This is a genomic window from Bradyrhizobium sp. Arg237L (assembly GCF_029990105.1).
GTDB lineage: Bacteria > Pseudomonadota > Alphaproteobacteria > Rhizobiales > Xanthobacteraceae > Bradyrhizobium.
Genome location: NZ_JAQMIL010000044.1, coordinates 1 through 14,016, shown reverse-complemented (window position 1 = coordinate 14,016; position 14,016 = coordinate 1). Strand labels below are relative to the sequence as shown.

General features: G+C 65.2%; 13 protein-coding genes. 8 read left to right on the top strand and 5 right to left on the bottom strand.

Going from position 1 to position 14,016, the window contains the following annotated elements:
• Position 1: 1 nt before the first annotated feature.
• On the top strand, positions 2–733 hold the full coding sequence (locus OZ411_RS24915) for an ATP-binding cassette domain-containing protein (RefSeq protein ID WP_282530074.1): 732 nt from the start codon (positions 2–4) through the stop codon (positions 731–733).
• Between the two features lie 13 nt (positions 734–746).
• Positions 747–1,865: an MlaD family protein gene (locus OZ411_RS24910; protein WP_282530073.1), complete on the top strand. Its 1,119-nt coding sequence runs from the start codon at positions 747–749 to the stop codon at positions 1,863–1,865.
• Here OZ411_RS24910 and OZ411_RS24905 read toward each other — a convergent pair.
• Both OZ411_RS24905 and OZ411_RS24900 read right to left on the bottom strand, forming a co-directional pair.
• Entirely contained in the window at positions 1,789–2,799 is a 1,011-nt protein-coding gene (locus OZ411_RS24905) for a universal stress protein (protein ID WP_282530072.1), read from the bottom strand. The genes OZ411_RS24910 and OZ411_RS24905 overlap by 77 nt on opposite strands.
• 13 nt (positions 2,800–2,812) lie before the next feature.
• Positions 2,813–2,944, bottom strand: coding sequence for a hypothetical protein (locus OZ411_RS24900; protein ID WP_282530071.1), 132 nt, complete (start codon positions 2,942–2,944; stop codon positions 2,813–2,815).
• A gap of 90 nt (positions 2,945–3,034) precedes the next feature.
• Here OZ411_RS24900 and OZ411_RS24895 point away from each other — a divergent pair, with 90 nt between their 5' ends.
• The 4 genes from OZ411_RS24895 (at position 3,035) to OZ411_RS24880 (ending at position 9,031) form a co-directional block, all read left to right on the top strand.
• Positions 3,035–5,842, top strand: coding sequence for a cation-translocating P-type ATPase (locus tag OZ411_RS24895; protein WP_282530070.1), 2,808 nt, complete (start codon positions 3,035–3,037; stop codon positions 5,840–5,842).
• 76 nt (positions 5,843–5,918) lie between these two features.
• Positions 5,919–6,593, top strand: a complete 675-nt coding sequence (locus OZ411_RS24890) for a response regulator transcription factor (protein ID WP_130580907.1) — start codon at positions 5,919–5,921, stop codon at positions 6,591–6,593.
• The gene (locus OZ411_RS24885; RefSeq protein WP_282530069.1) at positions 6,590–7,966 is read left to right on the top strand and encodes a HAMP domain-containing sensor histidine kinase; all 1,377 of its coding nucleotides are present in this window, start codon (positions 6,590–6,592) and stop codon (positions 7,964–7,966) included. The genes OZ411_RS24890 and OZ411_RS24885 overlap by 4 nt, the downstream gene beginning before the upstream one ends.
• A 387-nt stretch (positions 7,967–8,353) precedes the next feature.
• Positions 8,354–9,031 (top strand): methyltransferase domain-containing protein, encoded by a 678-nt coding sequence (locus OZ411_RS24880; protein ID WP_282530068.1) that lies wholly within the window; start codon positions 8,354–8,356, stop codon positions 9,029–9,031.
• 104 nt (positions 9,032–9,135) lie between these two features.
• Here the strand turns inward: OZ411_RS24880 and OZ411_RS24875 are convergent, their stop codons facing one another.
• Positions 9,136–10,815: a cache domain-containing protein gene (locus OZ411_RS24875; RefSeq protein ID WP_282530067.1), complete on the bottom strand. Its 1,680-nt coding sequence runs from the start codon at positions 10,813–10,815 to the stop codon at positions 9,136–9,138.
• A gap of 156 nt (positions 10,816–10,971) precedes the next feature.
• Positions 10,972–12,153 carry an NnrS family protein gene (locus OZ411_RS24870; RefSeq protein ID WP_282530066.1) on the bottom strand — a complete coding sequence of 394 codons (1,182 nt, stop codon included), beginning with the start codon at positions 12,151–12,153 and terminating at the stop codon, positions 10,972–10,974.
• A gap of 197 nt (positions 12,154–12,350) precedes the next feature.
• Here OZ411_RS24870 and OZ411_RS24865 point away from each other — a divergent pair, with 197 nt between their 5' ends.
• Positions 12,351–13,067, top strand: coding sequence for a Crp/Fnr family transcriptional regulator (locus OZ411_RS24865; RefSeq protein WP_282530065.1), 717 nt, complete (start codon positions 12,351–12,353; stop codon positions 13,065–13,067).
• A 142-nt stretch (positions 13,068–13,209) separates the two neighbouring features.
• Here OZ411_RS24865 and OZ411_RS24860 read toward each other — a convergent pair whose 3' ends face one another.
• Positions 13,210–13,392, bottom strand: coding sequence for a hypothetical protein (locus OZ411_RS24860; RefSeq protein ID WP_282530064.1), 183 nt, complete (start codon positions 13,390–13,392; stop codon positions 13,210–13,212).
• A 171-nt stretch (positions 13,393–13,563) separates the two neighbouring features.
• Between OZ411_RS24860 and OZ411_RS24855 the strand changes: the two genes are divergently transcribed.
• Positions 13,564–13,704, top strand: coding sequence for a hypothetical protein (locus tag OZ411_RS24855; protein WP_282530063.1), 141 nt, complete (start codon positions 13,564–13,566; stop codon positions 13,702–13,704).
• Positions 13,705–14,016 lie beyond the last annotated feature (312 nt).

The following is a 14,016-nucleotide window of genomic DNA, read 5'->3' as shown; positions in this document are numbered from 1 at the left end:
TGTGGCCGAAGAACGTATCGCCATCCACGTGCAGGATCTCATCGTCGGCTTCGGCCGCAAGATTGTGCTCGACCATCTGAGCCTCGACGTCCGTCAGGGCGAAATCCTGGGCCTCGTCGGCGCGTCCGGCGGCGGCAAATCCGTGCTGATGCGCACGATCATCGGATTGCTGCCGAAGCGCGGCGGCATCATCGAGCTTGCCGAAAACGGCGGCCGGAGCGGCGTGCTGTTTCAGCAGGGCGCGCTGTTCTCGGCGCTGAACGCACGGCAGAACGTGCAATTCCCGCTGCGCGAGGCCGCGCATCTGTCGCCGTCGCTGCTGGACGAGATCGCCAATGCGAAGCTCGAGATGGTCGGCCTCACCGTCGACGACGGCGACAAGTTTCCCTCCGAACTTTCAGGCGGCATGGTCAAACGCGTGGCGTTGGCCCGTGCGCTCGCGCTCGATCCGGCGCTGCTGTTCCTGGATGAGCCGACTTCGGGGCTCGACCCGATCGCCGCTGGCGAATTCGATTCCCTGATCAAGACGCTGCAGCGGACGCTCGGCTTCACCGTCTTCATGGTGACCCACGACCTCAACACGCTCTACGCGGTCTGCGACCGCGTCGCGGCGCTGGCCGACGGCAAGATCGCCGCGCTCGGTCCGCTGAAATCGGTGCTGGAATCCGATCATCCGTGGGTGCGGGCCTATTTCCACGGCGCGCGAGCGCAAATGCTTCATCTCAACGTTTAACGGAACGACATCAATGGAAACGCGCGCACCCTTTATCGTTGTCGGCGCCTTCGTCCTGGCGGCGATCGTCGCCGTGTTCGGCTTCGTCTACTGGCTCAACAACACCGGCGGCATCGGCAAGCGCAAGACCTACCAGGTCGTCTTCAGTGGTCCCGTTCCCGGCCTGCTCGTGGGCGCCGCCGTGCTGTTCAACGGCATCCGCGTCGGTGAAGTCACCTCGCTCGAATTCGTGCCCGACCGGCCGCGTGACGTCCATGCCACCATCGCCGTGCTCGAGCACACGCCGGTTCGCGCCGATACCAAGGTCGGCCTCGATTTCCAGGGCCTGACCGGCGTCCCCGTGGTGGCGCTGGAAGGCGGCGAGCGCATCGACGCGCCGCGCGTGCAGGGGCCGCTGATCGCCGAGAAAGGGGCGGGACAGAGCATGACGCAGGCCGCGCGCGATGCGCTGCGCAAGGTCGATACGGTGCTCAGCGAAAATTCCGGACCGCTGCATGACGCGATCGGCAACCTCGGCACCTTTGCCGATGGGCTCGCGCGCAACACCCCGCGCCTGGACAATATCATCGCCGGTCTCGATCGGACCATGGGCGGCGGTTCTGCCCCGGCGCGCAAGACGACTTTCGACCTCAGCCCGGCCAGCCGGTTCGATGCGCCGATTCGCCCCTTCAAGGGAACGCTTGCCATTGCCGAGCCGACGGCGATCACTGCGCTGCAGACCCAGCGCTTCCTGTTCGCGGGCGACGACGACAAGGATTTTGCCGACGCGCAATGGAGCGACGCCCTGCCGCAACTCGTGCAGGCGAAACTGCTGCAGAGTTTTGAGAACTACGACATCGCCCATCCGCCGTTCCGGCCCGACACTGCGCCGGAAGGCTCGTCCCGCCTGCTGCTCGACATGCGCCAGTTCGAGATCGTCACGGCGCCGCAGCCGCACGCCGTGATCGCGCTATCAGCCAAGCTCCTCGATGCATCAGGACATCTGCGCGCCGCGCGCGTCTTCCAGCAGGAAGCGCCGATCGAGACGCTGGCCCCCGCGCCGGCGACAAAGGCCTTCAACACCGCTTTCGATGCGCTCGCGCGCGAGTTGATCCCATGGACGGCGGCCCACGAAAACGAATCATCCAGGTAGGTCCTGCGGAGCCGACCTGACCGCTACCTGCTGCGGCAAACAGCGGATCAGGCGGCGGTTCCCTGATCATCAGGACGTCGCATGGCAGTTCGGCCATGAGATGTTTGCCGACGCTTCCGATCAGCATTTCGGAGAGCGCGCCGCGCCCCTCGGTGCCGAGCACGACAAGGTCGATGTCCATATCGCGCACGCCCCGGCGCAGCACTTCATCCGGCGTCCCGAATTCGATGAACGAACGTGCGTGCTGCCTGATCGTCTCGCCGCATTCCACTGTCGCCAGGAAGGCCTTGTAGTCCTGTTCGACAGCCTGCTGACATTGTCGTCGATAGGCCGCGGAATCGTGGGCCAACCCACTCATCGGCATCTCGTATGCGTGGAATATCATGAGCGTTTGGTCGGGGAAGCAGCGGACCGCGGCTTCGAGCGCATGGCGCGATGAATCGGAAAAGTCGATCGCTGCGCCGATGCGGCTGTAAGTGCGTTGTCCCCTTTTCTTCACGATCAGGATCGGTGTGTGCGAACTGCGAAGCAGACGGTCGACCGTCGTACCAAGGAAAAGTCGCCCGAACGGCTCGTCCCTTGCAACGCCGGTTATGATGAGATCGCATCCTTTCTTTTCTGCGGTGCGCACGATCGCCTCGGCCGGGTCGCCTTCATCGATCACGATATCGGCCGTCTTCGCCAGCGGGCCGATATCGGCCAGCAACTGCTTTGCTGCTACGCTGACGGGATCGTGAGGGCGTCGCCAGGACGGAACGGTCGGATCGACATCCGCATCCTGAAGTTTTTCGAGAACGTGCAGGATCACGAGCTTTGCCTGCCATGACTGCGACAACAGCACGGCGCGATCGAGCGCGCGGTCGCAGCGAGGGCTGAGATCGGTGGCGAGCAGAATCGATTTCGGGGGCTCTCTCGTCGGGCTTGCTTCGCTCATCTGACGCTACCTTTCAGCCATGCGTGTCGTGGTTCCTCGGCGCGATGCGATCGTCCGGGTTCCGGCGCGAGACCGCAACGGTCGTGACTGCGACATTTCGTTCGCCTGCATCCTGCAGCGTCGATCGCGTCGTGTCGATTGACATGGATCATCCCGACAGGCGCGGTTCCCGGTACCAGGAAACGTCATCGCAACGTATCATTGCAGCATGCACAGAAAATCCTCCGATCCGACGATGCACGAGGCACACCGGCAGACGGCGGCGGAGACGGTGGCCGCCCTGCATACGGATGCCGCGCGCGGCCTGAGCGGTGCAGAGGCCGAGCGGCGCCTTGCGCGCGATGGCCGAAACGAACTGGACACAGTGCCACCGCGTCCCGAATGGCTGAAATTCCTCGATCAGTTCACCGACGTGCTGGTGCTTCTGTTGATCGCGGCGGCGGTCATCTCGATCGCGATCTGGCTGAATGAGCACGAAACCGCGCTGCCTTACGAGGCCATCGCGATCCTTGCCATCGTGCTGCTCAACGCGCTCATGGGCTACATCCAGGAGGCCCGGGCGGAGCGTGCTGCAGCCGCATTGCGTGAGATGTCCGCCGCGCACGCCAACGTAGTCCGCGATGGCGAGCGGCGCAACATCCCGGCGGCCGAGCTGGTGCCGGGCGATATCATCGTCATTGCGGAAGGCGACACCATTCCGGCCGACGCCCGGCTGATCGTGTCAGCCGCGCTGCAGACGGCGGAAGCCGCGCTCACCGGCGAAAGCCTGCCGGTGAGCAAGCTCGTCGCGCCGGTGGCAGGAGAGGCTGAGCTCGGCGACCGGCACAACATGATCTTCAGCGGGACCACCGCGGTCTATGGGCATGGCCGCGCGGTGGTCACCGCCACGGGGATGCGGACCCAGATGGGCCGGATCGCCGGCATGCTGCGGGAAGCGCCGCAGGAGACCACGCCGCTGCAGCGAGAGCTCGCGCGCGTCGGCAAGATGCTTGCGATCACGGTCGTGCTGATCGCAGTGGCCATGATCGGCACGATCTTTCTCGTCAGCGACGTCAACGGCTTCTCCGAGATTTTCGCGGTGCTGCTCCTCGGCGTGGCGCTGGCCGTCGCCGCGGTTCCGGAAGGACTGCCGGCGGTGGTCACCGCCGTGCTGTCCATCGGCATGCAGCGGATGGCGAAGAAGAATGCCATCATCCGTCGTCTCGCCGCCGTGGAAGCGCTCGGTTCGGCGACCGTCATCGCATCCGACAAGACCGGCACCTTGACCAGGAACGAGATGACGGTGCGCCGGGTCGTGACGGCGAGCGGCTGCACCAATCTCTCCGGCACCGGCTATGCGCCGGAGGGAGACGTGCATCTGGTCGGCGATGCGTCGGACAACGGCGCGCTGCAGTTTGAGCTTGAGCGCACGCTGACGGCGGCCGAACGCGCCAACAATGCGATACTGGAGGAACGCGATGGCGCCTGGATCGTGCAGGGCGATCCGACCGAAGGCGCATTGATCGTGGCCGCTTGCAAGGCCGGCCTGCTGCCCGCCGCGCTCGATCAGCGCTTCGCCCGGATCGGCGAGATTCCGTTCTCGTCCGAACGCAAATTGATGAGCACGGTGCATACGGATGCGGAGCGGCGCGACCGCCTGATCGCGGTGACCAAGGGCGCGCCCGATGTCCTGCTCGCGCGCTGCACCCACGAACTCGTCGGACCAGATGCGGTCACGCTCACCGACGCGCGTAAGTCGGAGATCATGGCGAGCAATGATGCGCTGGCTGCGGAAGCGTTACGGACGCTTGGCGTTGCGTTCCGCTCGCTGCCCGCGGAAAGGTCGCAGCCTGATGCATTCGACGAGAATGTGGAGCAGGATCTCGTCTTTCTCGGCCTGATCGGCATGATCGATCCGCCGCGCCAGGAGGCGCGCGATGCGGTCGCACGCAGCCGGGCAGCGGGCATCCGCCCCATCATGATCACCGGCGATCATCCCAAGACCGCGGCGATCATCGCCGCCGAGCTCGGCATCATCACATCAGGCCAGCGTGCGGTTTCCGGCGCCGAGTTAGAGGCCATGACGGAGCAAGAACTCGACCGCATTGTCCAGGAGGTCTCGGTCTATGCCCGCGTCAATCCCAGTCACAAGCTCCGCATCGTGCGGGCGTTGCAGCGGGCAGGGGAAACCGTGGCGATGACCGGGGACGGCGTCAACGATGCGCCGGCGCTGAAGGCCGCCGACATCGGCGTCGCCATGGGGATTACGGGCACCGACGTCTCCAAGGAGGCGGCCGACATGGTCCTCGCCGACGACAATTTTGCCACCATCGTTGCCGCGGTCGAGGAGGGCCGCGCGATCTTCGCCAATATCCGGAAATTCCTGCGCTATCTGCTGTCGTCGAATATCGGCGAGGTCTTGACGATGTTCTTCGGCGTCGTGCTGGCTGATACAATCGGACTTTCTGCCGCCGGCGGTGTCGTCGTGCTTCCGCTGCTGGCGACGCAGATCCTCTGGATCAACCTGGTGACCGACGGCGCGCCCGCGCTCGCCGTCGCGGTCGACCCGGCGGACCCGGCCATCATGCAGCGCCCGCCGCGCCCGCGCGATGAGGGCGTCATGACGCGCCAAATGTGGGGCGGGATTTTCCTGGTCGGGATCATTATGGCCGCCGGCACGCTATTGGTGCTGGACGCCTCGCTTCCGGGCGGCCTGATCGAAGGTTCAGGCACGATCGCCTATGGGCGAACCATGGCCTTCACGACGCTGGTGCTGTTCCAGCTTTTCAACGTCTTCAACGCCCGTTCCGACGAACTCAGCGCATTCCATGGCCTCTTCACCAATGGCTGGCTCTGGGCGGCGGTGGCGCTTTCGCTCCTGCTGCACGCGCTGGTTGTCTATGCGCCCTTCCTCCAGGAAGCGTTCTCGACCGTGAGCCTGGGTGCCGGCGACTGGCTGTTCTGCGCCGTCGTCGCAAGCTCGGTATTGTGGCTGCGCGAACTGAGCAAGGCCGTGATGCGGGGGATCGGCGGCCTGTCGAGCGCGCCTTTTGCGCCCCGATAACCGGCAAACACGCAATGTAGCCGCAATCCAGCGGCTCTATGGAACCAGGTCAACTTGAATTGCCTGGGTCAGGGTGGTGCGAATACTTCTGGTTGAGGACGAAGACGAGATGGCGTCGGCCTTGTCTGCGGTCCTGAAAAGCTACGACATGCTGGCCGACCGGGTGACCTCGCTGATGGAGGCCGCGGAAATGATGGTGGCGGGCGCCTATGACGCGATCCTGCTCGACCGCAACCTGCCTGATGGGGACGGAATCAGCTTGATCCCGAAGCTCCGCGCCAAGGCGATCCCGACCCCGGTCATCGTGCTGACGGCGCGGGGCGAGTTGTCGGACCGCGTCACCGGCCTCGACACCGGCGCCGATGATTATCTGGCCAAGCCGTTTGCGGCCGAGGAATTGCTGGCGCGGCTGCGCGCGGTGTGGCGGCGGTCCGCCGACCTGCAGCCCGATATCGTCAGGCTCGGGCGACTGAGCTTCAATCTGAACCATTGCGAAGCCGAGGTCGACGGCCGCCTCCTGGAATTGCCGCGCCGCGAATTGCTGGTGCTGCAGACCCTGATGCGGCGGATGGGGCGCACGGTCGTGCGCTCTTCACTCGAGGCCGCCGTCTATTCGCTCGACGAAGAGGTGCAGTCGAATGCGCTGGACACGCATGTCTCGCGGTTGCGCCGCAAGCTCACCGAGGCCGGCGCCGGCGTCGAGATCCACGGCATCCGCGGCGTCGGCTATCTCCTGAGGGCGGCATCATGACGGCCATGAATACGGCGTCACTGCGGTCGCGCCTGATCCGCCGATTGATCCCGCTGCATGCGGTGCTGCTCGTCGCTTTTGTTGTCCTGCTCATTGCAACTCTGTGGGCGTCCGGTTGCGTGTATCGGCGCGACGATGGGCGCGGCATCGACGTGCTGCGCGACGCGGTGGCGCGCAGCACCGACGGAACGCTTTTCCTGCGCGAGACCCCGGCGCTGAAGGAGCTGCGCGGCGATACGCGTAGTTTGTGGTTCGTGATCCACGACAAGTCCGGCCGTTCGCTCTCCGAGGGAGAGGTGCCGCCGGAGTTTGCCCGTCTCGGCGGCGGCGATGTCGATGGCGATCGGAGCTGGGATCGCGCCCGTGACGATTCGCGTCATATCAGCGGGCAGATGAAAGTGGTCGAGACCGCGGCAGGCCCGGTGCAGATCATCGTCACCAGCGAGATCAGGATCTCGGATGCGCAGTCGCTGCTGCAGATCACGCTGGCTTTCTTCGGGCTGATGTTGCCCGGCTTTGCCCTGATGGCGCTGACGACGCTGGTGGCGACCCCGCTTGTGGTGCGCAACGCGCTCGCGGGCCTTGACGAAGCCGCGCATCAGGCTGGCGAGATCGACATCGACAAGCGCGGCGCAAGGCTGCCGGTCGGCGCCGTCCCCACCGAGATCGCGCCGCTGGTGACCGCCGTCAATGACGCCTTGGGACGGCTCGATGAAGGCTATGAACGGCATCGACGCTTCCTCGCCGACGCCGCGCACGAGTTGCGGACGCCGATCGCGATTCTCACCACGCGCCTGGAAGGCCTGCCGCAAAGCGCCGAGAAGGCGCGCCTGATCGAGGACGTCTCGCGGCTTGCGACGCTGACCGAGCAGTTGCTCGATCTGCAGCGGCTCGAGCAGCGGCTGGCGCAATCGTCCGCCATCGATCTTGCAGGTCTCTGCGCACAGGTGATCGCCGATCTCGCGCCGCTCGCGATCGCGGCCGGTTATGAGATCTCGTTGCAGCATGAGGGTGCGCGCATCGACGTGTGGGGCGATCGCGGAGCGCTCGAACGCGCGGTCGTCAATCTGGTGCAGAATGCGATCCAGCATGGCGGCCATCGCGGCGCCATCGTCGTTGCCGTGAGCGCGCCGGCGACGGTCGAAGTTCGCGACCAGGGTCCCGGCATTCCGGCTTCAGAGCGCGAGCGCATCTTCGAGCCGTTCCACCGCCTGCAGCCGCGGCACCGCGGCGCGGGCCTCGGCCTCAACCTCGTGCGCGAGATCATCCATCTGCATCGCGGCGAGGTGAGCGTCACTGAACGAAGCGGCCACGGCGCCTGCTTCCGCATCTCCCTCCCACCGATCGCGCTCCCCGCTTTGGCCGTAGGCTAGCAAGCCCGTAGCCCGGGTGAAGCGAAGCGCAACCCGGAACATCTGCATCAATATCGACGACCGGTCCCGGGTTACCCTGACGCTCCACCCGGGCTACGGCGCCTTTCGTGTGGCCGCATGATCTCCTCTCGCAATGCCAAGGTCGTAGCCCGGGTGAAGCGAAGCGCAACCCGGGACGTCTGCATCAACATCGACGACCGGCCCCGGGTTACGCTGACGCTCCACCCGGGCTACGGCGCCTTTCGTGGGATCACATCATCTCCTCACAACACGCAATGCTCTCGCAATGCCGCGCGTCGATGATGAGCGCGTCTTGATCCGAATCGCATCTGGGGCTTGCGGCACGGCGCCGGGACACTGTGCTTATTATTGCAAGGTCATGGACTCATGTCTCACGATGCCACATCGTTTTTTCTCTCCTGGCTGTTCAACCCGCGCCGGGTCGGCGCGGTCGCCCCATCCGGCAATGCGCTCGCTGAGCTGATCACCCGCGAGATCACGCCGTCATCCGGCCCGATCATCGAGCTCGGCGCCGGCACCGGCGTCTTCACCTACAAGCTATTGCAGAAGGGAATTCGGCAGCAGGATCTCACCATCGTCGAATACGGATCCGAATTCGTCCAGATCCTGCAATTGCGCTTTCCCGGCGCGCGCGTGCTGTGGATGGACGCGGCGCGGCTCGGCACGGTGAAGCTTGCTGACGACGGCTCGGTCGGCGCGGTCGTGAGCGGCTTGCCGTTGCTCACGATGTCGCCGCGCAAGGTGCTGTCGATCGTAAGCGGCGCGTTTCGCTATGTGCGTCCGAACGGCGCGTTCTATCAGTTCACCTATGGACCGAGGGCGCCGATCCCGCGGCCGATCCTCGATCGGCTCGGGCTGAAGGCCACGCTGGTCGGCCGCACCATGAGCAATCTGCCGCCGGCTTCCGTCTATCGGCTGGTGCGGCGCGCGCCGTCCCGCTTGTCCGCGCCGCGTTCCGGCGCGATCGAGGATCAGTCGCAGCTCGACGATTTCGGGCTGCGCCCGCGATTGGTGGATACGCCAACAGTCCTGGAGCCGGGCTAGAGCATGATCCGATCAGGCTGAATCTTCACCTCTCCCGCTTGCGGGAGAGGGAGCGCAGCTTCACCTGGGCTGCCTTTCAACCTGATCGGCGATTGCTCTATTCCTCACGCCGCGCGGATATTGGCGAGGAAGCCGTCGACCTTGCTTCGCAGCATCGCCGCCTGCTTGTTGAGCTCTTCCGCCGAATCCAGCACCTTGCCCGCGGCTGTGCCAGTCTCGCCCGCGGCGCGGGTGACGCCGCCGATATTGCTGGAGACCGCGCTGGTGCCGTGCGCGGCTTGCTGCACGTTGCGGGCGATCTCTTTGGTGGCCGAACCCTGCTGCTCGACCGCCGCCGCGATCACGGTGGTGATCTCGTTGATCCCGCCGATCGTGCCGCCGATGCCTTCGATCGCCTGCACGGCGTCCGTCGTCGCGCCCTGCATCGCAGCGACCTGCGCGGAAATCTCCTCGGTCGCCTTCGCAGTCTGGCTCGCCAGCGATTTGACTTCGCTCGCTACCACGGCAAAGCCGCGCCCGGCCTCGCCGGCGCGCGCCGCCTCGATCGTGGCGTTCAGCGCCAAGAGGTTGGTCTGGCTCGCGATATCGCTGATGAGCTTGATCACGTCGCCGATCTTCTGCGCCGCCGCCGAGAGGCCCTGCACCGTCACATTGGTGCGGTTGGCCTCTTCCACCGCCTGCTGGGCGACGCGGGTCGACTCCGCGACCTGGCGTCCGATCTCGGAGACCGAGGATGACAATTCTTCCGTCGCCGCGGCAACGGTCTGCACGTTGGCGGAGGCCTGTTCGGCGACGGCGGAAACCGTCGTCGCCTGGCGGCTTGCTTCCGAGGCCGCGCCCGACATGCTGTTCGAGGTCGTGCGCAGACCGGCCGCGGCGCCCGCCAGCGCATCGAGCGAACTGCGGACGCTGTTCTCGAATTCGTCGGCCATCTTGCCGAGCAGGCTGATCCGTTCGGCTTCGGCCTGCTTCTTGATCTCGTCCTGTTCTCCGCGCAGCCGCGCCGCATCGATCATGTTGTTCTTGAACACCTGGACCGACTGCGCCATGGCGCCGACTTCGTCGCGGCGCTCCTGCGCGGGGATCACGGTGTCGGTCGCGCCGTCGGCGATCTTGCGCATGGCGGCGGTCATGCCGGTGATCGGGCCGACGATGCTGCGCCCGATCAGGAAGCACATGCCGGCGACAAGCAGCAGCGCGACAGCGAGGATCGAGCCGATCGAGCGCGCCTCCGACCAGAAGATCGCATCGATGTCGTCGAGATAGACGCCACCGGCAATGGCCCAGCCATAGGGTTTGAATTCGGTCGCATAGGAGATCTTCGGCACCGCCTCGCCGCCGGCCACGCGTGTAAAGCGGTACTGCACGAAGCCGCCGCCCTGCGGAGCCATTTCGACCTGCCGGCGGGTGTAGAACACGCCGTCCGTGTCAGCCGTATCCATCAGGTTCTTGCCGTCGACCTTCGGATTCGGATGCGACTCGACGAGGCCCTGCTTGCCCAGGGCATAGAAATAGTCGTCCTTGCCGAAGCGCAGCGTGCGCAGCAGCGTCTTGCTTCGTTCGAGTACCTGCGCGTCGGAAAGACCGGCCCTCTTGGCGGCCTGGTAGTCCTGCTCCACTGTCTGCTTGGCGAGCAGGACCAGGTCCTGCAGCTTGGCCTTGCGATCCTCGAGCAGATTGTTCTTCAGCGCTTGCAGGCCGACAAAGGCCACAGTGACGATGCCGAGCACCGAAATTCCGACCATGATCATCAGCTTGGAGGAAATTCTGAGATTGCCGAGCATCGCACACCTTTTCTGGAGCTTTCGGCGGCTTCGGCCGCCGATCGTTCCGAAAGGATTAATGCGAATTGGTGAAATTGCCCCTAATAGGCTACGGCTGCAGGACCTTCCGGCTGCAGTCGATCACCTCTTCAAACACCGCAAATCCGCGTCGAAACGTCACGCCTTTCGCGAGCACAATGCGGGGCCGTAGAGCGCAACGAAGCCGATGAAGGCGATCGCCCAGGCAGCACCGGCCACCGTCAGCAGCGGGATCATATGCGACGGTTCGAGCGAGGCGCAGATGCGCGCGAGCGCGGCAGTGACGATCGCGGCATAGATCACCTGTGTGCCTGCGGAAGCCTGCAGCGCGCGGCCGGTATGGCCGAGGGTGGCGCGGGTCATCACCGCAAGCGTCATCCCGCCGATGGCGCCGCCGGTCCAGGCGTGGATGCCGGCGCCGACCGGAACGAGGTCGATCGCGGCCAGTCCGGTCAGGAGGAAGCCCATCGGTATGAAGGCGTAGGCCAGGTGCAGGATCAGCACCAGGCGGTCGGACAGGGTCCGGTATCCGGCCCAGCCGCCCAGCCGGATCAGATGGAAGACGCCGGCGGGCAACAGCAGCGCCGTGGTAAGCCAGCCCGATGGCGTCGCCACCCAGGCCAAGAGCGCGATGCCGCCGAGCGCGACCGTGATGCTGTCGAAGCGGCCGAACGGCGCCGGCATCTGGCCGGCGGTTTGGCGTGCGAGCCAGTTGCGCGTGAAGCTCGGAACGATGCGGCCGCCGATCAGCGTGACCAGCATGATCACCAGTGCGATCGCAAACCGCGTCGAATAATCGGCGAGCCCGTTGAGATGCGCCTCGATGTGGAAGGCCACATTGGCGAGCGAGAGCAGCGAAACGATCGCCACGACCGGGAGGTTGCTCCATTTGCGTCCCGCCACGATCTCGCGCGCCGCCGCCATCGCGAGCAGTGTGAGGAACGCGACATCGATCACGGCGGTGGCCGCCCATCCGATCGAAGCAGAGAGGAAGATCGCGATCCGGCCGGCGATCCAGGTCGAGACCAGCGTTGCGAGCGAATTGCCTTGCAGCGGCAGTCGTCCCGTCCAGTTCGGCACGGCGGTCAGGAGGAAGCCGCCGATCACGGCGCTGACATAGCCGAACAGCATCTCGTGCACATGCCAGTCGCGCGGCGAGAATGCCGTGGTCAGGGCCAGATGACCTTCGTACACCGGCAGCCAGATCAGGATCATCGCGCCGGCATAGGCCGAGCCGAGCAGGAAGAACGGCCGGAAGCCGTAGGAGAGCACGGCCGGGCCCTGATACTGGCGCAATCTTGGGATCGACATGGCTGCCATCCGCTCGTTGACTTGTTGCTACTCTCCCGCCTCGGCGTGGGTGTATTGAGCCTTAGCGTTCCGAGACCCTGCGCGATTTGCGTCAGGACAACGTTCCGGAGGAATGTGGGCAACGGCCCTCCGGTTCTGCCCCTAGTTGCCTCGCGGGGCCTCCGGTTCTAGGTTCCGCGCCACTGGTTTCGTACGAAGAGAGCACCATGCCGCCCGTGGACCGATCGGTCGTGGCCGATGTCGCGCTGTTCGCCGGGCTTGGCCCCGCCGAGCTCGACGAAGTGCTGCGGGAAGCGCGCTCCGTCCGGTATCCGAAGGACAGCGCGGTTTTTCACCAGGGTGCGGAGGCCGATTCGTTCTTCGTGCTGTTGCACGGCCATCTCCGTGTGGAGAAGACCACGCCGCAGGGACAGCAGATCGTCGTCCGCTACGTCTCGCCGGGCGAGATCTTCGGCGTCGCGCAGGCGCTGGCGCTGAAGCATTATCCGGCGACCGCGGTCGCCGCGGTCGAGAGCATCGCGCTGTGCTGGCCATCGGCGGCGTGGCCGTGCCTGACCTCAAAGTTCCCGAGCCTCGTGGCGAGCGCGCTGCAGACGGTCGGCAGCCGGCTGCAGGATACGCAGGCCCGTGTCATCGAGATGTCGAGCGAGCAGGTCGAGCAGCGCGTCGCGCATGCACTGCTTCGCCTGGCGAAGCAGGCCGGCCGCCGGATCGAGACCGGCGTCGAGATCGATTTTCCGATCAGCCGCCAGGACGTCGCCGAGATGACCGGCACCACGCTGCATACGGTGAGCCGCATCTTGAGCGCATGGGAGCAGCAGGGCCTCGTCGAAGGTGGTCGCCAGCGTATCGTGCTGCGTGATCCGCACAAATTGTTCGCGCTGGCCGAAGGCCGCATTCCCTCCGCAAGATCCGGCGGCTGACGGACGCGGGGCGCGCGGCTTCGGAACCGGTGGTTGTATCGCCGACGTTCCACCCGCAATTCGCGGGTTCCGTCTCGCGTCGGTTTGCTATCGTCAACCGGCTGGTGCGCCGGGCAGGTTGATCGGCCCGCCCGGCATGGCGCTACTCAGCCGGCTTGCTGAGATTCGGCGCGACCAAGGTCGGATCCAATCCCAGCAGCCGGGCACGCTCTTTTCGCTCTTCGGCCAGAAAGTCCAGTTCGCGCTCGAGCGAACGGGCCACCGCTTCCTGGGCCGATTTGCGACGTTTGCTGTTTTCGTGAAGTCGTGGCGGTTGGGCAGTCACACAAGGTCCCCGTGTCATGAATCTGTCATGGGGTGATCGCATGGACGATTCCGTCACCCCAAATCAAATACTTTTTAGTGGCTAAGTTTGGGCGCCGTCCTAATACCGACAAAGTATTCATGCAGCGAACATTTGTTCGGCACACGCTCGCCCACTCGCCGGATGAGACGAATGAAAAACAGAAGTCCGAATGCTGCCCCCTACATCCTGACCGCCCTGGCGCTCGCCGCCGCGATCTGGACCGCCCTGGGCTCGCCGCACAGCGAACGGCCCGTCACGAAGCAATTGGCCCACAGCAGCATGGTGCCGTGAGGGCGCTTGGCGGACGTTAATTCCTCGCGTAAAGCGGCGTCCTCAGCACATGAATTGTGTAGCCGGGCGTCGCCTCAACCACCGCTGTCATTGCGAGCAGAGCGAAGCAATCCATGCCTCCACTTGCGGCGCTATGGATTGCTTCGCTCCGCTCGCAATGACGATGTGGGTGCGTCAGGTGCGACAAATCAACCCGACGGGCAAATCACTCGAAAGTCTGTCCAGACTATCAGCGAAAAAAATTCCGCTTCCGCCGTCGGGCAAATCAGTGATTTAACTCCGCGCGTCTCACGGCGGATGAGGGGCGGCTCG